Genomic DNA, 19627 nt, shown 5'->3' on the forward strand with positions numbered 1-19627 from the left:
GATCAGTCGGCTCGACGCCAAACGCTGGCCAACCAAGGCTGCTGCTCCCGCGGCAGCCCCGCCGGCCGGTAGTAATGCTCAAGCTCCACAAACCCCGCCTCGGTCAGCATTTGTTGCCACGCCGCCAGGTCGTAATACGCCCCATACCGTGATCCGTTCCAGCCTTCCTGATTCTCGCCACGGGGATTGGAACTGAACAACACACCGCCCGGCTTCAACGCCGCGCGCAGTTGCTTCAACACCCTGGGCAACTCCTGACTCGGGACATGAAACAGCACCGCATTGGCAAAAATCCCGTCGAAGCGCTCGGCCGGCAGATCGAGTTTCAGGAAGTCCTGCTGCCAGACCTCACACCCGCTGTCGTCCCGGGCCATCTGCGCAAGCTTTTCCGAACCGTCGAGCCCGATGGCGATGTGGCCCAGGCGGGTGAAGGTTTTCAGGTCGCGGCCAGGACCGCAGCCAAAGTCGAGAATGCTGAAGGGCGCCTTACCCTGAATATGCCGCAGCAGGGCATCGATGTTCTGGCTGACATCGTGATCGCGAGTGCCTTCACGGAAGTCTTCAGCCACCGCGTTGTAATGGCCCAGAGTGGTGGAGGTGATCTGCTCCAGGTCGGTGGGAGTCTGTTTCATGGTTGGCTGCACAGAAAAAGAGAGAAGCACTGACTATAAGCGCTTTCGCACTTTTGATCTTGATTCAGCGCTTGTTCAACCCCCGAGCCAACCGATCCCCACCCAACTGAATCACCGCCACCAACACCACCAGCAACACAATCACCGTCAACATGATCTGGCTGTCAAAGCGCTGATACCCATACCGATACGCAATGTCCCCCAACCCGCCAGCGCCAATCGCCCCGGCCATGGCCGACGAATTGATCATCGTCACCAGCGTAATGGTGAACCCCCCGACAATCCCCGGCAGCGCTTCCGGCAGCAACACATGCCAGACGATATGCCAGCGCCGGCACCCCATCGCTTGCGCCGCTTCGATCAACCCGTGGTCGACTTCCCGTAGGCTGACTTCGGCAATGCGTGCGAAGAACGGCGTAGCGGCAATGGTCAGTGGCACCACGGCGGCCCATACGCCATAGGTGGTGCCGACGATCAACCGGGTAAACGGAATCAGCGCCACCATCAAAATCAAAAACGGAATCGAGCGAAACAGGTTCACGAACGCGCCCAGTGCGCGGTTCAGTGCCGGTGCTTCGTAGATTCCGCCCTTGGTGCTGGTGACCAGAATCACCGCCAACGGAATGCCCGCCAACAGCGCGATCAGCGATGACACGCCGACCATCAAAAAGGTGTCGATGAAACCTTGCAGCAATCGATCAAACCACATAACCCAGCACCTCCACCTGTTGCGCCCAATGACTGGCGCGCTGACGCAATTCCTCGGCACCGAGGGACGAACCGGTCACCGCCAGCAGCAATTGCCCCAGCGCATGGCCCTGAATCCGCTCCACGCCCCCTTGCAGCAAACGCACACGACCACCGAGGGCGCTGAACAACGCCGCCAGGTCTGGCTCGTCGCGGGTATTGCCGGTGAATTGCAAGCGCAGCACCACGGCGGCGTCCGAAGACTGCGACTGTGCCCGCAAGCGGCTTTGCAGTTCTTCCGGCAGGCCGTGTTGCAGCGGCGCGAGCAAGGTCTTGCTGACCTCATGTTGCGGGTTGCCGAAGACTTCCCAGACCGGCCCTTGCTCGACGATTCGCCCGTGTTCCAACACCACGACCCGATCACAGATATCGCGGATTACCGCCATCTCGTGGGTGATCAGCACGATGGTCAGGCCCAGGCGCTGATTAATCTCGCGCAACAGGCCGAGGATCGATTGGGTGGTCTCTGGGTCGAGGGCCGAAGTGGCCTCGTCGCACAGCAGAATTTCCGGGTCATGCACCAACGCACGGGCGATGCCGACACGTTGTTTCTGCCCGCCGGAAAGCTGCGCCGGATAAGCCTTGTGTTTACCTTGCAGACCCACCAGTTCGAGCAATTCACGGACCTTCTGCTCGCGTTTTTCCTTGGGCACACCGGCGACTTTCAATGGTAATTCGACGTTCTGCCAAACCGTCTTGGCTGACATCAAATTGAAGTGCTGGAAGATCATGCCGATGCGCCGGCGCAGCGCCACCAGTCGGTCTTCATCGAACTCGCCGATGTCCACCTGATCGATCAGTACTCGCCCGCTGCTCGGTTGTTCGAGGCGGTTGATGGTACGGATCAGAGACGACTTGCCGGCACCGCTGCGCCCGATGATGCCGAACACTTCGCCGCGCTGGATTGCCAGGTCGATACCGTGCAGGGCCGCCACCGGACCTTGCTGGCCATTGTAGGTTTTACCCAGGCCGATGAAGCGCACGTGGGCGCGGTTCAGCTCGGGGTGGAGCTCGGTGCGTTCAGCACTGTGTGGCTCTGGAGTCTCCAGTCGCCGTTGGATGGCGGCCGTCATGCTCAGCTTTCCCAGCCAGCTTGATAGAGCTTGCCATGGGTCTTATCCAGCGCTGCGCGAACCGCTGGCGAGTGCTGATAGATGTCGACGAATTTGATCAGCCGTGGGTCGGTTTTGCTTTTCGGCTGGATCACGAACTGGATTACGTATTCCTTGTGATCGAGACCGTCGAACAGCAGCGCGGAGCTGGCATCGAAGGTTTTCGACAGGCGAATGTAGGCCGGATAACCCTGGACCAGATCGGCGTCGTCGTAGGCGCGTACCAGTTGCACGGCTTCGACCTGAAGGATTTTGATTTTCTTCGGGTTGGCGATGATGTCCTCTTCGGTGGCCTTGTAGCCGACGCCCGGTTTGAGCGTGATTAACCCGGCCTTGGCCAACAGTTGCAGGCCGCGACCGCTGTTGATCGGGTCGTTGGCGATGGCCACGCTGGCGCCTTCTGGCAACTCGGCGAAGCTTTTGTATTTCTTCGAATAGAGGCCGACGTTGTTGATGATGCCCGGGGCGAACGGCACCAGATCAAAGCCGGCCGCGGCCTTGGCGTTTTCCAGGAACGGGATGTGCTGGAAATAGTTCACGTCGATGTCGCCCGAGGCGAGGCTGACGTTGGGAGCGATCCAGTCGCTGAACTCCACGAGTTCGACTTTCAGGCCTTGTTTGCTGGCTTCCTCTACGGCGGCTTCCAGCGGAATGGCGAAGGCGGCGGTGGTGCCGACTTTCAGCGGCGCGTCGGCGGCGAAGGTGATGGAGCTGAAGAGGCCGAGGGCCAGGGCCAGTGCTTTGACTGGGTGGGATAAGAGTTTTTTGGTCATGAGTAGTTTCCAGTCAATTGTTTAATCGGTGCACAAATTTGTGGCGAGGGGGCTTGCCCCCGTTGGGCCGCGAAGCGGCCCCAAAACCATGCAATGAGGTGTGTCAGGTAAAACCGGTCCGCAGGTTTGCGACTGCTGCGCAGCCGAACGGGGGCAAGCCCCCTCGCCACAGGATTAGCGGCGGAACGCAGAGCCCGTATGTTGCTCAGGCAAATGCGCGTCACGCTGAAACAGCTTTTCCCGCAGACTGCCGTTGTCGTAAGCGGTCTTGTACGAGCCCCTGCGTTGCAACTCGGGAATCACCAGCTCAATGAAATCCACATAGCTTTCCGGGGTGACGATCCGTGTCAGGTTGAAGCCGTCGAGGCCGGTTTCGGCGATCCATGATTCCAGCTCATCGGCCACTTGCTCAGGCGAGCCGACCACGGTGATGTAGCGGCCACCGAGGGCGTGTTGTTCCAGCAGTTTGCGGCGGGTCCAGTCGTTGTTTTGCAGGTTCTTGGTGGCGGACTGGATGGCGTTGCTCTTCACGTACTGGATCGGTTCGTCGAGTTCGTATTCGGAAAAATCGATCCCGGTGGACGCCGAAAAGTGCGCCACGCCGGCCTCGGCGCTGGCGTAGCTCAGGTACTCGGCATGCTTGGCCCAGGCCAGCGCTTCGGTGGCGCCGACGATCACGTTTAAACCCATGAACACCTTGATGTCCCAAGGATTGCGCCCGGCCTCGACGGCGCTGGCGCGAACCTTGTCCACTTGAACCCGGGTCGCCGGTTTGTTCTGGCCGCTGATGAACACGCACTCGGCATGCCGACCGGCGAACAGCAAACCGCGATCGGAGCTGCCGGCCTGGAACAGCACCGGCGTGCGTTGCGGCGACGGCTCGCAGAGGTGATAACCCTCGACCTGATAGAACTCGCCCTTGTGCTCGACCTTGTGCACTTTGTCTGGCTGGGCGTAGATCCGTTGCTCGCGGTCGTTGAGCACCGCGCCGTTTTCCCAACTGCCCTCCCAGAGTTTGTAGAGCACTTGCAGATATTCGTCGGCCTGGTCGTAACGTCGGTCGTGTTCCACCTGTTCGCTGAGACCCATGGCTTTGGCGGCGCTGTCCAGATAGCCGGTGACGATGTTCCAGCCGACGCGGCCGCGACTCAGATGATCAAGCGTCGACAGGCGTCGGGCGAACAGATACGGCGGCTCGTAGGTCAGGTTGGCGGTCAGGCCGAAGCCGAGGTTCTTGGTGACCGCGGCCATGGCCGAGACCAGCAGCAGCGGATCGTTGACCGGCAATTGGATCGACTCTTTGAGCGGCACATCGACCGAGTTCTGGTAGACGTCGTACACGCCGACGATGTCGGCGATGAACAGACCGTCGAACAGTCCGCGCTCCAGCAGTTGCGCCAGTTCGGTCCAGTATTCGATCGTCTTGTACTGGGTGGACGTGTCCCGTGGATGGGTCCACAGACCATGGTTGATGTGCCCGATGCAGTTCATGTTGAACGCGTTGAGCAGGATCTTCTTTTTGCTCATCAAATGGTCCCCCGCAACGGCGGGTTTTCATCGTTGAGGTAGTAATTGCCCACCGCGTGATACTTCCAGCGCACCGGGTCGTGCAGGGTGTGCACCCGGGCGTTGCGCCAGTGGCGATCCAGGCCGTGCTCAATCAGAGTTGCTTGGCTACCGGCTAATTCGAACAGCGTGCTGCCGGCGGCGAGCGAGATTTCTGTGCTGATGGCCCGGGCTTCGGCAACCGCAATCGACGCGGCGGCGACGGTCTCGGCATTGGTGTCGACCTGGGCCTGGTCAAGGAATTCGCCGGAGCGCTCCAGCAAGGCTTCGGTGGCGTGCAGGCGAATGCTCAAGTGGCCGAAGCTCTTGAGGGTCAGTGGGTCTTCGGTGGCTGTTTCATGCGTGGCGTCGATCCACGGCCGGGTTTTGGTCCGCACGAAATGCAATGCATCTTCATAGGCTGCGCGGGCAATGCCGGTGTCGATCGCGGCGTGGAGAATCTGCGCCAATGGGCCGACAGTGGTCGGGCGCTCGAACGCGCTTTGAAATGGAATCACGTCCTCGGCGGCAACGTAGACATCCTCGAACACCACCGAACCGCTGCCGGTGGTGCGCTGGCCGAAGCCGCTCCAGTCGTCGATGACCGTCAGGCCTTTGCTGTTGTGCGGGACGAAGGCCAGCTGCTGCACGCCGTTTTCATCCACTACTGAGGTGGGGATGCGCTGGGCGTAAATGGCGCCGGTGGCGTAGAACTTGCGGCCGTTGATGCGATAGCCGTCACCGTCGCGGGTCAGGCGGGTGACGCGGTCATGGGCGGTTTTGGTGCCTAGTTCCGCCAGTGCATTGCCGAAACGCTGGCCGGCCAGCACTTCGGCATACAGGCGTTTTTTCTGCTCATGGCTGCCGTTCACACGGAGCACTTCGAGGGCGTAGAAATGGTTCTGCGGGATCTGCCCGAGGGAGCCGTCGGCCTGGGCGATCAACGCGATCACTTTGGCCAGGGTGACGTTGGAAACACCGGCGCCGCCGTATTCCTTTGGCACGCTGATGCCCCAAAGACCCGAACGGGAAAACACTTCCAGTTCCGGGTGCGGCAATCGACGTTCGCGGTCGCGCAGGGCGCTGTCGCGTTTGAAGTCGTCGGCCAGGTCACCGGCGACGATCAGGGCTTGCTCATCGCTGGTAATGACCGCGACGTTTCGAGAAAGAGACATGTGTTTCTCCAGCGATCTGGTCGTTAAATCCAGGAGTGGCGAGCCGGCAACGTGCCGTTCAAGTGATAAGCGCCAACCGCGTGATACTTCCAGCGCACCGGGTCGTGCAGCGTGTGCACCCGGGCATTGCGCCAGTGGCGGTCGAGGTTGAACTCGGCGAGGGTGGCGCGGCTGCCGGCCAGCTCGAAGAGTTTTTCGCTGGCCAGCAGCGAGATCTCGGTGGTCAGCACTTTGGCCTCGGCAACGGCAATCGAGGCGCGTGCCGCAGACTCGGCGGTGAGCGGCGCGGCGTTGACCTGATCGAGCACTTGCCCGGCCTTGCGCAGCAGCGCTTCGGCGGCGTGCAGTTCGATTTTCAGCTTGCCGATATCGGCGATCACGTAGAGGTCGTCGCTGGCCCGTTCGACCTTGGCGTCGATCCAGGGCCGGGCACGGGTTTTCACGAATTCGATGGCGTCATCGATAGCGCCCCGGGCGATGCCGGCGTCGATGGCCGCTTGAATCAGTTGCGACACGGCGCCCTGAGTGTTCGGGCTGTCGTTGATCCTCCAGTTATCCACCACCAGCTCGGCGTCGACCCGCACGTTGTTGAGCAAAATGGTGCCGCTGGCGGTGGTGCGCTGGCCGAAACCTGACCAGTCATCAACGATGCGCAAGCCCGGTGTGCCGCGCCGAACGAAGGCCAGCACTTGCTTGCCGTCGTCGTTCAGCGCCTTGACGGCCACCCAGTGGGCGAACAAGGCGCCGGTGGAGTAGAACTTCTGCCCGTTGATGACGAAGCCATCGCCGTCGGCGGTGATTCGCGCCTTGAGCTCCAGGGTATTTTTGGTTCCGCGCTCAGGGCCTGCGTTACCGATCCGCCAGCCTTCGAGCACGCTTTTGAACAGCTGTTTTTTCTGCGACTCGGTGGCACTGCCCAGTATCAGGTTGAGAATCCCGAACTGGTTCTGCGGGATCTGCCCCAAGGCCGGGTCGGCTGCGGAAATGATCGCGAAGACTTCGGCAACGGTGACGAATGAAACCTGTGGGCCGCCGTACTCACGCGGGATGGCAATGCTGCCCAAGCCGCTGCGGGTGAACTGTTCGATTTCCGACCAGGGCAACTTGCGCTGCTGGTCACGTTTGGCGGCTTGCAGGCGCGCGACTTGCGCCAGCTCTTGGGCAGCCTTGATGGCTTGTGTGTCGTTGCGCAAGACCTGCGCGGGCAACAACAATGGGGCGATGTCCAGATCACTCTGAACGATTGCATCTGCCAGACTGGACATCAGTGCCGCTCCTTGGCTGCACGCAATGCCCTGGCGATTTGCACTGGGGTGATTGTGTTCCGGACCATACCTACCTCACATCTCATGAAAACGCCGCAGGTGTTGCGGCGAACGAAAAACACGAATGTCCGGTGGTCCGGTGTATATACCCTAAACGCGTATAAATAATTAATGAACTAACTTTTAGGAATATAGATAGAAGAGGTATCAGTCTCTTCCCTGTAGCAGCTGGCTTCGCCAGCTGCTACAGGGCCTCACCGCTTTCTGGGTTCTGCGGCTTTGAGCACTTCTTTGGGCGGCACTTTCAGGTAAGGATTGGCACAGCCGATTTTCAGTGTGCGTGCCGGTGCCCAGCGCGAGTTGTTACCCACCCGGTCGAGGATGCAGTAGGTCACTTCCAGTCGAAGGTCTTCGCCGGCTTCGAGAATGATTGCCGGTGGCACCCAGACGTGGATCGGCTGACCCACATCGTCGGCCTTGAGTTTGGGCAGGTCCATGCGCACATCGCCCCAGCGCAGGGTGATTTCGTCGTCGGCGGCCATGTTCAGGTAGGGTTCGATGGTCAATGGCACACCGCGCTTGACCTGGTTCGGATTGACCCCCTGACGGCGAATGGTCTCGGGAATGAACACCGGCGCCAGGCTCTGGTTTTCCTCATCGCAAAGGGGCGAGGGTAGGCCGCCGGGGCAATCGAGTTTGATCTGGACGCGCGCCGCCGGTGATATCGCTGGCCCTTGCCCGATCTGCATGACCTTGTAATGGACGCGAGCAGAACCGTTGGCAATGAAGCTTTCCGGCACCCGCAGGCTCACCGCTTTGCCGCCATGGTCAGTCCCCACCAGGCTGGAGGCCACGTAGCAGTTGTTCCAGAACAGCTCGATCAGGTCGCCTTCGTCCATGCCTGGATAAGGCGGCACGTCGATCATTAGATGAGCGGCCGAGGTGATGCTGATGCCGGCCTTGTGAGTTTGCGCCAGGGTCGGGGCTGCAAGGTCGGGTTTGTTCGAAGTGCTTGTCATGGGGTTCTCTCCTTGAAGCCTTACCGCGAAGTCCGTTTCTGAAAGATCGAAAGGCGTGAATTACCAGGCAACAAAACGATTCACTTTTTGTGTATTTGAAGAGTGATCGAGTTTGATGAAAGTCGCTTGTTGGAGACTAGATAAGAGTGGGTTCGAATAGGTGTCAATAGTGTTTATTGGTTAAAGGTTGGTTCTTGGGTTATTCAGAAATCTCCTACGCAGTGCAGTTAATAAACCCCAATGCTCTGTCGAATTTAGTCCAATATTTGATGGGCTGCACGCCTTGGAGGTAGCAACCCATTGACTGTGGGTGGCGAGGGTTTTTATGGATTTTAAGCGAGATGAATCTGTTGCAGGACATATATATGTACCGCATGGGAGGGTGGGAAGTTATCTACGATTTGGAATTAATCAAGGCGGTTGTTGAAGGCGAATGCAGGATTTTATAAGTCGGAGAAAGTGTCACTTCCATCCATGGAAGTTGACAGTTTTGAGTGGAGATTGAATTAAGCGTTGTTAAGGAACTTGCTGAGAAACTGCTTCGTCCGTTCTTCTTTCGGGTTGGCAAAGAGCGCCTTGGCTTCGCCCTGTTCGACAATCACACCCTTGTCGAAAAACACCACACGGTTGGCCACGTCCCGAGCAAACCCCATCTCGTGGGTGACGATTACCATGGTGCGTTTCTCTTCAGCCAGGCCGCGGATGGTCGCCAATACTTCGCCCACCAATTCCGGGTCCAGCGCCGAGGTCGGTTCATCGAACAGGATCACTTCCGGTTCCATCGCCAGCGCCCGGGCAATCGCCACACGCTGTTGCTGACCGCCGGAGAGGCGTCGCGGGTAAGCGTCTTCCTTGCCCGCCAGGCCGACCTTGGCCAACAGCTTTTTACCCAAGGCAACGGCGTCGGCTCGTGGGATTTTTTTCACCACGATCGGGCCTTCGATGACGTTTTCCAAGGCTGTGCGATGGGGGAACAGATTGAAGTTCTGGAACACAAAACCCACGTGCTGGCGAAGGCGTCGTACCAGGCTCTGCTGCTGGTTCAGGGGACGGCTGCCATCGATCTCGATGTCGCCGACCTTGATCCGGCCGCTGGTGGGTTCTTCCAGAAAATTCAGGCAACGCAGGAACGTGGTCTTGCCCGAGCCGCTGGGGCCGATGATTGCCACCACCTCGCCTTCCTTCACCTGCAGATCGATGCCGTTGAGCACCACCTGACCCTTGAACTGCTTTGTCAGTTTTTCCACGACAATCATTGGGTCAGGACTCCTGGTCGTGCCGATTGACCCGCTCTTCCAACTTGTTCTGCAGGTGCGAAAGCACCGTGGCCAGAACCCAGTAGATCAGCGCGGCGGCAAGATACATGGTGAAAATTTCGAAGGTACGGGCGGTGATCAGCTGCGCCTGGCGGAACAGCTCCGGCACCTGAATGGTGGCCGCCAGCGCGGTGTCCTTGACCAGCGAGATGAAGCTGTTGCCCAACGGTGGCAGGGCCGTGCGCATCGCTTGCGGCAGAATGGCCCGGCGCAGGGTTTGCGCGCGGGTCATGCCGATACTGGCCGCAGCTTCCCATTGGCCGCGCTCGATGGAGCTGATCGCGGCACGCAGGATTTCGCAGGCGTAGGCCGCCATGTTCAGCGAGAAGCCGATCAGGGCGGCCGGCAGCGGATCAAGTTCGATGCCCAATTGCGGCAAGCCGTAATAGATCACGAACAGTTGCACCAGCAACGGCGTGCCGCGAAAGAACGACACGTAGATGCGGGAAATCCAGCTCACCAGTTTGAAGCGCGACAGGCGCATCAATGCCAGGCCGAAGCCCATCAGCAGGCCGAAAAACATCCCGCCCAGGCTCAGGATAACCGTGTAGTACGCGCCCTTGAGCAGGAAGGGCGCGGAGTCCAGCGCGAGTTGGAAAGCTTCTCCCATTATTGAGTGACGTCAGCGCTGAAGTATTTTTCCGAAAGCTTTTTCAGCGTACCGTCGGCACGCAGCTTGTCGATGGCTTTGTTCACCGCGGCCAGCAGTTCAGGCTCGCCTTTGCGCAGGGCAATACCGGCCTCTTGGCGGGAGAACGCTTCGCCGGCGGCGGCAGTGTCCTTGGCCTTCCTGGCGTATTCCAGCGCGGCCAGGCGGTCGATCAGAATGGCGTCGATGCGGCCGACGCGCAGATCCTGGAACTTGCTCGGGTCATCTTCGTAGGTGCGGACGTCAGCCTTAGGCACATTCTCTTTCACCCACTGCTCGTAGTTGGTGCCCAGGCCTACGCCGACTTTCTTGCCGGCCAGATCGGCGGCGGTCTTGATGGTGTCTTTGTTTTTGGTCAGGGTCAGGGCCTGAATCCCGGAAACAGTGTACGGCTCGGAGAAGTCGTACTTCTTCTTGCGCTCTTCGGTGATGGTCACCTGGTTGATCACCGCGTCCAGACGCTTGGATTCCAGGGCCGCGAGGATGCCTTCCCATTTGGTCGGCTGCAGTTTGACCTTCACGCCCAGCTCTTTGGCCAAGGCTTCGGAGAACTCGACTTCGAAGCCGCTCAGTTTGCCGGCCTCGTCGACGAAGCTGAACGGTGGATAAGTGCCTTCCAGGCCGACGTTGATCACGCCCGCGTCCTTGATCTTTTGCAGTTGCTCTCCGGCAACCGCTTGCCCGAGCAGGCCGGCGCTCAGCGCCAGGCCCAACGAGCCCACCAGCAGATTTCTACGTAGTGCGGAAAAATTCATGACAAGCCCCTGTGTTTTCTTATGGAAGACGCTTAAGGAAAGTTGGCAAATTCGGGATTTGAACGACTGCGATATCCTGCCCTAAAGCAGCTTATGCGTCTCGCTGCAAATTCGCCTGCGGCGCGACTATATGATGTCGTCTTTAGATAGGAAAATAATAAATATTAAGTTTGTTATTCTTTAAATGAATATTTGAGGATTGCATTCCTGTGGCGAGGGGGCTTGCCCCCGTTCGGCTGCGAAGCAGTCGTAATGTCTGCTGACTCGATATGACTGCCGGACACAAGGGGCCGCTGCGCGACCCAACGGGGGCAAGCCCCCTCGCCACAGGACTATCGGCTATAAAAAGTCTTTGTAGGCAAACAACGCCGGCGCCCCGCCGGTGTGCAGGAAGATGATCGGGCCGTCATCGAAGCGCTGGCGCCCGATGCCGTCGAGCAAACCGGCCATGGCCTTGCCGGTATACACCGGGTCCAGCAACAACCCTTCCTGGCTCGCCAACAGCTTCACCGCCGCCAGCGTCCCGGCATTCGGCTCGCCATAACGCGGGCCGAAATATTCGTCCCACAGTTCTACTTTGAAACTCGCCGGCAGACCCACGCCCAACAGCTCGGCAGTGCGTTCGGCGAGGCCCTGGACTTTCGGTCGTTGAGCTTCATCGCTACGTGAAACGGTCACGCCGATGACTGGCAAATCCGGCAGTACTTCGCTCAATGCCAGCGCCAGCCCGCTATGGGTGCCGGCACTGCCGGAAGCCAGGACTACGGCGGCGAATTGCAGCCCGGTGTCCTTGATCTGCTCGGCCAGTTCCAGACCCGCACGGACATAACCCAACGCGCCCACCGCATTGGAGCCACCAATCGGCACCAGATAGGGTTTCTTGCCATTGCTGCGCAGACGTGCGGCCAGCGCTTGCAATTGCTCGTCAGCGTTGTCGAGGTTTTCCACCAGTTCGACCTTGGCATCGAACAGGTCCAGCAACAGCCGATTGCCATTGCCGAGGTAGTTGCTATCGTCAGTCCCGAGCGGGTTCTCCAGCAGCGCCACGCAGCCCAGGCCAAGCTTGGCCGCAATGGCGGCGGTTTGGCGCACGTGGTTGGACTGGATCGCGCCAGCGGTGATCAGTGTATCGGCGCCCTGGGCCAGGGCATCGGCGGCGAGGTATTCGAGTTTGCGCAGCTTGTTGCCGCCCAGTGCCAATGGCGTCAGGTCATCGCGTTTGACGTACACATCGCGGCCCAGCCAGGTCGACAGACGTTCGAGTTTTTCCAACGGGGTAGGGTGACCGAGCAGGTCGAGGCGGTTAAAACGGGCAAGCTGTTGTTTGATCATGGGTCCGTACTGGCGGAGGAAGATGTCAGGACTATAGGCACGGGTATTTAGTGGGGCAACTGCCAATCGCTTATAGCCAAAAGTATTGTCAACAGCACTATTGGTTCTTAATTCGGCTGCAAGTCGTTGCCGTAAAGTAATCGCCGTCAGTGCGGCCAGACAGTCCGGCCGCCCGTGAGGAGTTTTTACCGTGAGCGAGCGTTCCAGCCATTGGCAATTGCAGACCATCGTCAGCCAACTGCGTACGGCGCGCGACCAGTGGCGCGCACAAAACGGCCGCGCCAGCACCGAGCAGGGCGGTCGCGAGTTGCCGTCCCGAGCGGCCATGGCGGACATTCTCGAAGCCTTGTGCGGTGCGTTGTTTCCGATGCGTCTGGGGCCGGTGGATTTGCGCGAGGAGAGTGAGGACTTCTACGTCGGCCACACACTCGACGTGGCGTTGAATGCATTGCTGGCTCAGGCGCGGCTCGAATTGCGCTACGTCGCTCGTCACAGTGCCGGGGGCGATTCTGAAGTCGAAGCCAAGGCCATCCGGATCATTCAGGACTTCGCCCTCGCTCTGCCGGAATTGCGCAGCCTGTTGGACACCGACGTGCTGGCGGCCTATCACGGCGATCCGGCGGCTCGCAGTGTCGATGAAGTGTTGCTGTGCTACCCGGGAATCCTGGCGGTGATTCACCATCGCCTGGCCCACCATTTGTACCGCGCCGGGTTGCCGTTGCTGGCGCGGATCAGCGCGGAAATCGCCCACTCGGCCACCGGTATCGACATCCACCCTGGCGCGCAGATCGGTCGCAGTTTCTTCATCGACCACGGCACGGGTGTGGTGATCGGCGAGACTGCAATCATTGGCGAGCGTGTGCGGATTTATCAGGCGGTGACCTTGGGTGCCAAGCGCTTCCCGGCGGACGAAGACGGTCAGTTGCAGAAAGGCCATCCGCGGCATCCGATCGTCGAGGACGACGTGGTGATCTATGCCGGCGCGACGATTCTGGGACGGATCACCATCGGCAAGGGCTCGACGATTGGTGGCAACGTCTGGCTGACCCGCAGCGTGCCAGCGGGGTGCAACCTGACCCAGGCGAATCTGCAGCATGATGACGGGACGCAGAAGTAAGGCTCCCTGATATTTGCTGACTGACATGCAGTCTTCGCGGGCAAGCCTCGCTCCTACAGAATCAGTGTCGATCGGGGACTTGGCGACCGACACAAAATCTGTAGGAGCGAGGCTTGCCCACGAATGGTTTCAAGCCAAACCGAGATAATGGCATCCAACTAATTTTCCACAGAACAAATCCCGTAAACCCCGCGTCATACCCTTCCTTGCACTCGCGCAGAAAAGCGACCGCCGAGCCCTGCGATTAGTCCTTAGCCCCCTATTCATGTTTAACTTGAACGTTCATTCAAGTTAAACCGGTGGTTCGCCGCCCGCTCACAACAGGAGGCTTGCCTTTGCTGAGTCCGATTTTTACAGCCACGTTTTCCCCCCTCGAGGTGCACCTTTCGTGAGTGCATCGTCCATCCCCGCAAGCGGCCAGGTCCGCATGAATCCGCCGGTGTTTTATTTCGCGGCGACCTTCATTTTGTTGTTCGCCGTCGTGGTCATGGCGATCCCCGAACAGGCCGGTGCCTGGCTGTTGCAAGCGCAAAACTGGGCGGCCAATACGGTCGGCTGGTACTACATGCTCGCGATGACGCTGTATCTGGTCTTCGTGGTGGTCACCGCCTTGTCCGGCTACGGCAAGATCAAGCTCGGTGCCGACCACGACGAGCCCGAATTCAGTTACTTGTCCTGGGCCGGCATGCTGTTCGCCGCCGGGATTAGCATCACGCTGTTTTTCTTTTGCGTGTCCGAACCACTTACGCATTTGGTGCAACCACCGCAAGGCGAGGCCGGTACGGCGGAGGCGGCGCGTCAGGCGATGCAGATTCTGTTTCTGCACTGGGGCCTGCACGGCTGGGGCGTGTTCGCCTTCGTCGGCATGGCGCTGGCCTATTTCGCCTATCGACATAACCTGCCGCTGGCCCTGCGTTCGGCGCTGTACCCGCTGATCGGCAAGCGCATCAACGGGCCCATCGGTTACGCAGTGGACGGCTTCGGCATCATCGCCACGGTGTTCGGCCTCGGTGCCGACATGGGCTTTGGCGTATTGCACCTCAACTCCGGCCTGGACTACCTGTTCGGCATCGCCCACACCCAGTGGATTCAGGTGGGCCTGATCACGCTGATGATGGGCGCGGCGATCATCGTCGCGGTGTCTGGCGTCGATAAAGGCGTGCGGGTGATGTCCGACATCAACATGCTGTTGGCCTGTGCGCTGCTGCTGTTCGTGTTGTTCGCCGGCCCCACCCAGCACTTGCTCAATACCCTGATCCAGAACCTCGGCGATTACCTCGGCGCCTTGCCGATGAAGAGCTTCGACCTCTACGCCTATGACAAACCCAGCGACTGGCTGGGCGGCTGGACGGTGTTCTACTGGGCCTGGTGGATTGCATGGTCGCCGTTCGTGGGCCTGTTCATTGCGCGGATTTCCCGTGGCCGGACCATCCGCGAATTCGTCTTCGGCGTGCTGCTGATCCCGCTCGGTTTCACCCTGGCGTGGATGTCGATCTTCGGCAACAGCGCCATCGATCAGGTGCTCAACCACGGCATGAGCGCGCTCGGCCTGTCGGCCATCGACAACCCGTCGATGACGCTTTACCTGCTGCTGGAGACCTACCCGTGGAGCAAAACCGTGATCGCGGTCACGGTGTTCATCAGCTTCGTGTTCTTCGTCACCTCTGCCGACTCCGGCACCGTGGTGTTGTCGACCTTGTCCGCCAAGGGTGGCAATCCCGATGAGGACGGGCCGAAATGGCTGCGAGTGTTCTGGGGCGCGATGACGGCACTGGTGACCAGCGCACTGCTGTTCTCCGGCAGCATCGACGCCTTGAAGTCGGCGGTGGTGCTGACGTCGTTACCGTTCTCGATGATTTTGCTGCTGATGATGTGGGGCCTGCACAAGGCGTTTTATCTGGAGTCGCAGAAGCAAATTGCGCAACTGCATTCCCTCGCGCCGGTGGCCGGTTCGCGACGCGGTGGATGGCGTCAGCGCTTGAGTCAGGCGGTGCATTTCCCGTCTCGGGATGAGGTCTATCGCTTCCTTGATACCACGGTGCGCCCGGCGATCGAGGAAGTGACGGCGGTGTTTGTCGAGAAGGGGTTGCACGTGGTCACTCAGCCCGACCCAGCCAACGACAACGTCAGCCTGGAAATCGGTCACGGCGAGTTGCATCCGTTCATTTATCAGGTGCAGATGCGCGGTTACTTCACGCCGTCTTTCGCCCGGGGTGGCATGGGTTCCAAGCAACTCAACAACCGTCGCTACCACCGTGCCGAAGTGCATTTGCGCGAGGGCAGCCAGGACTACGATCTGGTGGGTTACACCAAGGATCAGGTGATCAACGACATCCTCGACCAGTACGAACGGCACATGCAGTTTTTGCATTTGGTGCGTTGATCGACCGGTGGCGCTCAGGTCTCGCTGCTCAACACCATGAACAGCACCAGTGCCGCCACCGGTACGCCGAACACCGCGCTGCCCACCACCAGTTCCGCACTCAACGGTTGGCCGGCGATGACCATGCCGACTGCGCCGTTGATCAAGGTCAACGCCAGCCACAGCACGACAAAACTGTAGGCCAGGGTCTGACGGGAGAAACCGATTTTCTCGCCGATGAACAGCATCAGTGCCAGCAGGACCAGGCCGAAGAAGATGATGATCGTGGTGTGCATGATGCGTTCCGCCCTTCAGATGTGTGCTGCCTTACGGATTCAGCCCAATACATCGAGCATAGTTAAACCAACCCGCCGTTAATGCGCAGGATTTGCCCGTTGACCCAGGCCGAATCCGGGCCGACCAGGAAGGACACGACGCGGGAGATGTCTTCTGGCTGAGCCAGGCGTTCCAGCGGTGGCATCTTGGCGAAGGTCTGGATCTGTTCTTCGCTCTTGCCGTGCAGGAACAGGTCGGTGGCGACCGGGCCCGGGGCCACGGCGTTGACGGTGATGTTGCGACCGCGCATTTCCTTGGCGAACACCTGGGTCAGGGATTCCACTGCCGCCTTGCTGGCAATGTACACCGCATAACCCGGCAGGTTCATGCCGACGGTGCTGCTGGAGAAGTTGATGATCCGGCCACCGCTGTTCAGGCGCGTTGCCGCTTCACGCAGAGTGTTGAAAGTGCCGCGAGCGTGGATGTTGAAGTTCTGGTCGAACAGTTCGTCGCTGTGTTGCGCCAGCGGCAGCACTTTGAGGATGCCGGCGTTATTGACCAGCACGTCGACCTTGCCCAGTTGGGTTTCGGTTTCGTCGAACAGCCGGCGTACATCGTCGGCGTTGGCCACATCAGCCTTGATCGCTATGGCCCGGTGACCGGCCTGACGCAGTTTTACCACCAGTGCCGACGCCTCGGTGGCGCTGTTAGCGTAGTTGATGGCGACGGCGAAACCTTGGGCGGCCAGTTGCTGGGCGATCACGGCACCAATGCCGCGGGAGGCGCCGGTCACGATGGCAACTTTCGAAGTTTGAGTAGTCATGGCGTTGATTCCTTGGAGTGGCTGGGGTGTGGAGCCAGATTCACATGTTTACTCAGGGCGATAAATGCACGAGAGTTGCCTTGACTGTTCAATAATCGCCAACAATCGATCGTCAGGAGCGCCGTATGGATCAAGTCAAGGCGATGAAGGTTTTCGTGCGGATCTACGAGCGCAGCAGCTTCACGCTGGCGGCCGATGACCTGAACCTGCCGCGTGCCACCCTGACCCATACGCTGAATCAGTTCGAAGCCTGGCTCGGCACCCGTTTACTGGAGCGCAGCACGCGCAAGGTCCGTCCTACGCTGGATGGCGAGGCGTACTACTTGCGTTGCGTGCAGTTGTTGGCAGAACTGGAAGAAGCCGAACTGGCATTTCGCGGCGTTGCGCCGAAAGGCCGATTACGGGTGGATCTGCATGGCACGTTGGCCAAGCACTTTGTAATCCCGGCGTTGCCGCAATTCATGTCGCGCTACCCGGACATCGAATTGTCCATCAGCGAAGCCGACCGCTTCGTCGACCTGATCGCCGAAGGCGTTGATTGCGTGTTGCGCGCCGGCACCTTGGGCGATTCGGCGCTAATCGGTAAACGTGTCGCCAACCTGCGCCAGATCACCTGCGCCAGCCCGGCTTACCTGCGCAAATACGGCGAACCGAAAAACCTCGAAGACCTGAAAAACCACCGCGCGGTGAACTACGTTTCGCGCACCACGGCCAAGCTGTTTCCATTCGAGTTCATGGTGGATGGCGAGCTGAAAGAAGTGGCCATCGAGGGAGCGTTGTCGGTGTTCGGCGCGGAGATTTATGCGGCCTCGGCAATTGCCGGATTGGGGCTGATTCAGTGCCCGCATTACCGAATGGAAGCGCAGATTGCCCAAGGGTTGGTGCAGGAAATCCTCACCGACACACCGCCGCCATCGATGCCGGTTTCGGTGTTGTATCCGCATAACCGACACATGTCGCCACGGGTTCGAGTGTTTGTGGATTGGTTGGGGGAGGTGTTTGCGGGTGCCGTTTGATGGCGATCTTTGCAAGATGTGTATGGTGTGTATGCGTGTTGGTTTCTGTTTTACAGTCCAATCTCTGTCAACAGAGAAGTCATCGAAATGAAATTCCCGGTCGTTCTGCACAAGGATGCCGACTCAGAATACGGAGTGATTATCCCGGACGTGCCGGGATGCTTCTCCGCAGGCGCTACAGTGGCGCAGGCATTTGAAAACGTGAAAGAAGCGTTGGCTTTGCACTACGAAGGTCTGGTCGCCGATGGTGATCCACTTCCGCAGGTGCGTGAAATTGACGCTCATCTTGATAACCCTGATTACGCTGGCGGTGTGTGGGGTGTGGTCGAATTCGATATCACACCCTATTTCGGCAAGTCGGTGCGCTTCAATGCCACGCTTCCTGAGCAGTTGCTTGAGCGTATCGATCAGACGGTCAGACGAGATCAGCGATATAGCTCAAGGTCTGGCTTTTTGGCGGCTGCCGCGCTACGTGAGTTGTCGGCGTAAGCGTTGGGTGTGGATATCGACTCTATGGGGGGAGCTCAGTTTTTAATTATCTTTGAAACGTTTCAGCAATTAGTCGAATCCGGGGTTTCCTGGCGTTTGTCTGGGCGTATGCTGGGCAGCTTGCAAAGCAGTCGATACCCCATTCAAGACCCACAAGAGAGGATTCGATGACCTACACCGCTGCCGAAAACCGCTACGACTCTATCCCTTACCGCCGCGTAGGTCGCAGCGGACTGGTGCTGCCGGCACTGTCCCTGGGCCTGTGGCACAACTTCGGCGACAGCACGCCGATCGACATACAGCGCTCGTTGCTGCGCACGGCGTTCGATCTGGGCATCAACCACTTCGACCTGGCCAACAACTATGGCCCGCCGTACGGCAGCGCCGAGATCAACTTCGGTCGTTTGCTGCGCGAAGACTTCAAGCAGTACCGCGATGAGCTGATCATCTCCAGCAAGGCCGGTTGGGACATGTGGCCCGGCCCTTACGGCCAGGGCGGCGGGTCGCGCAAATATGTGCTGGCCAGCCTCGACCAGAGCCTGCAACGCCTGGGCCTCGATTACGTGGACATCTTCTATTCCCACCGTTTTGACCCGGACACCCCGCTGGAAGAAACTGCCAGCGCACTGGCCACGGCCGTGCAACAGGGCAAGGCGTTGTACATTGGCATCTCGTCTTACTCCGGGGTGAAAACCCGGGAAATGGCCGCGTTGCTCAAGGAGTGGAAAGTCCCGCTGTTGATCCACCAGCCGGCCTACAACCTGCTCAATCGCTGGGTGGAAAAGGACCTGCTGGATGTCACCGACGAACTCGGTACCGGCGTGATCGCCTTCACGCCGTTGGCGCAGGGCCTGTTGACCGACAAATACCTCAATGGCATTCCGAAGGATGCGCGGGTCAATCGCCCGGGCGGTGATTCATTGCAGTCCTCTCACCTGTCCGAAGCCAACATCGCCCAAGTGCGGGCACTCAATGAAATCGCCAAGCGTCGTGGTCAGAGCCTGGCGCAACTGGCGTTGGCCTGGACCCTGCGCGATCCACGGGTGACCTCGGCGCTGATCGGCGCGAGCCGGCCGGAGCAGATCATCGAGAACGTCGGTGCGCTGAAGAACCTGAGTTTTAGCGTGGAAGAACTGGCGGAGATTGATCGATTTGCCCGGGAGGGCGGGATCAATTTGTGGGAGAAGCCTTCGATGGCTGAGTAACTGAGTACTGCTCGTTCCC

General features: G+C 59.5%; 19 protein-coding genes. 5 read left to right on the forward strand and 14 right to left on the reverse strand.

From position 1 onward, the window contains the following. Positions 1-2: 2 nt before the first annotated feature. The 12 genes from AF70_RS10190 to AF70_RS10245 all read right to left on the reverse strand — a co-directional run bounded on the left by AF70_RS10190 (position 3) and on the right by AF70_RS10245 (position 12320). Positions 3-632, reverse strand: coding sequence for a bifunctional 2-polyprenyl-6-hydroxyphenol methylase/3-demethylubiquinol 3-O-methyltransferase UbiG (locus tag AF70_RS10190; protein WP_019581722.1), 630 nt, complete (start codon positions 630-632; stop codon positions 3-5). A gap of 64 nt (positions 633-696) precedes the next feature. Next, positions 697-1341 (reverse strand): methionine ABC transporter permease, encoded by a 645-nt coding sequence (locus AF70_RS10195; RefSeq protein ID WP_019581723.1) that lies wholly within the window; start codon positions 1339-1341, stop codon positions 697-699. Beyond that, positions 1331-2452 carry a methionine ABC transporter ATP-binding protein gene (locus AF70_RS10200; RefSeq protein WP_019581724.1) on the reverse strand — a complete coding sequence of 374 codons (1122 nt, stop codon included), beginning with the start codon at positions 2450-2452 and terminating at the stop codon, positions 1331-1333. The genes AF70_RS10195 and AF70_RS10200 overlap by 11 nt, the downstream gene beginning before the upstream one ends. Before the next feature lie 2 nt (positions 2453-2454). Continuing rightward, positions 2455-3264, reverse strand: coding sequence for a MetQ/NlpA family ABC transporter substrate-binding protein (locus AF70_RS10205; protein ID WP_028939561.1), 810 nt, complete (start codon positions 3262-3264; stop codon positions 2455-2457). 174 nt (positions 3265-3438) lie between these two features. Continuing rightward, positions 3439-4791 carry an LLM class flavin-dependent oxidoreductase gene (locus AF70_RS10210; protein WP_028939562.1) on the reverse strand — a complete coding sequence of 451 codons (1353 nt, stop codon included), beginning with the start codon at positions 4789-4791 and terminating at the stop codon, positions 3439-3441. After that, positions 4791-5984: an SfnB family sulfur acquisition oxidoreductase gene (locus AF70_RS10215; protein ID WP_028939563.1), complete on the reverse strand. Its 1194-nt coding sequence runs from the start codon at positions 5982-5984 to the stop codon at positions 4791-4793. The genes AF70_RS10210 and AF70_RS10215 overlap by 1 nt, the downstream gene beginning before the upstream one ends. A 23-nt stretch (positions 5985-6007) precedes the next feature. Continuing rightward, positions 6008-7249, reverse strand: coding sequence for an SfnB family sulfur acquisition oxidoreductase (locus AF70_RS10220; RefSeq protein WP_028939564.1), 1242 nt, complete (start codon positions 7247-7249; stop codon positions 6008-6010). Between the two features lie 254 nt (positions 7250-7503). Further along, complete coding sequence (locus AF70_RS10225) at positions 7504-8268, reverse strand: hypothetical protein (protein WP_019581728.1); 765 nt, start codon at positions 8266-8268, stop codon at positions 7504-7506. Positions 8269-8774: 506 nt separating this feature from the next. Next, a complete protein-coding gene (gene tcyN, locus AF70_RS10230) occupies positions 8775-9524 on the reverse strand; it encodes an L-cystine ABC transporter ATP-binding protein TcyN (protein WP_007939567.1) in 750 nt (249 codons plus the stop codon). 4 nt (positions 9525-9528) lie between these two features. Next, entirely contained in the window at positions 9529-10194 is a 666-nt protein-coding gene (tcyL, locus tag AF70_RS10235) for a cystine ABC transporter permease (RefSeq protein WP_007939566.1), read from the reverse strand. Next, on the reverse strand, positions 10194-10988 hold the full coding sequence (gene tcyJ, locus AF70_RS10240; protein WP_019581730.1) for a cystine ABC transporter substrate-binding protein: 795 nt from the start codon (positions 10986-10988) through the stop codon (positions 10194-10196). Before tcyJ ends, tcyL begins: the two co-directional genes overlap by 1 nt. Before the next feature lie 339 nt (positions 10989-11327). Then, a complete protein-coding gene (locus AF70_RS10245) occupies positions 11328-12320 on the reverse strand; it encodes a D-cysteine desulfhydrase (RefSeq protein ID WP_019581731.1) in 993 nt (330 codons plus the stop codon). Positions 12321-12510: 190 nt separating this feature from the next. Here AF70_RS10245 and epsC point away from each other — a divergent pair, with 190 nt between their 5' ends. Both epsC and betT read left to right on the forward strand, forming a co-directional pair. Continuing rightward, complete coding sequence (gene epsC, locus AF70_RS10250) at positions 12511-13437, forward strand: serine O-acetyltransferase EpsC (RefSeq protein WP_007939563.1); 927 nt, start codon at positions 12511-12513, stop codon at positions 13435-13437. Between the two features lie 427 nt (positions 13438-13864). Next, positions 13865-15820, forward strand: coding sequence for a choline transporter BetT (betT, locus tag AF70_RS10255; protein ID WP_169342480.1), 1956 nt, complete (start codon positions 13865-13867; stop codon positions 15818-15820). Positions 15821-15834: 14 nt separating this feature from the next. Here betT and AF70_RS10260 read toward each other — a convergent pair whose 3' ends face one another. After that, on the reverse strand, positions 15835-16095 hold the full coding sequence (locus AF70_RS10260) for a hypothetical protein (protein ID WP_028939566.1): 261 nt from the start codon (positions 16093-16095) through the stop codon (positions 15835-15837). A 62-nt stretch (positions 16096-16157) separates the two neighbouring features. Next, positions 16158-16898, reverse strand: a complete 741-nt coding sequence (locus tag AF70_RS10265; RefSeq protein WP_028939567.1) for an SDR family oxidoreductase — start codon at positions 16896-16898, stop codon at positions 16158-16160. Positions 16899-17023: 125 nt separating this feature from the next. On the opposite strand from AF70_RS10265, the gene AF70_RS10270 reads away from it, so the two are divergent. The 3 genes from AF70_RS10270 (at position 17024) to mgrA (ending at position 19608) form a co-directional block, all read left to right on the forward strand. Then, the gene (locus AF70_RS10270; protein ID WP_028939568.1) at positions 17024-17914 is read left to right on the forward strand and encodes a LysR family transcriptional regulator; all 891 of its coding nucleotides are present in this window, start codon (positions 17024-17026) and stop codon (positions 17912-17914) included. Positions 17915-18001: 87 nt separating this feature from the next. Further along, positions 18002-18403: a type II toxin-antitoxin system HicB family antitoxin gene (locus AF70_RS10275; RefSeq protein WP_007903104.1), complete on the forward strand. Its 402-nt coding sequence runs from the start codon at positions 18002-18004 to the stop codon at positions 18401-18403. Positions 18404-18570: 167 nt separating this feature from the next. After that, positions 18571-19608, forward strand: a complete 1038-nt coding sequence (mgrA, locus tag AF70_RS10280) for an L-glyceraldehyde 3-phosphate reductase (protein WP_028939569.1) — start codon at positions 18571-18573, stop codon at positions 19606-19608. Positions 19609-19627 lie beyond the last annotated feature (19 nt).

This window comes from Pseudomonas sp. KD5 (genome assembly GCF_012932895.1).
Taxonomy (GTDB): Bacteria; Pseudomonadota; Gammaproteobacteria; order Pseudomonadales; family Pseudomonadaceae; genus Aquipseudomonas.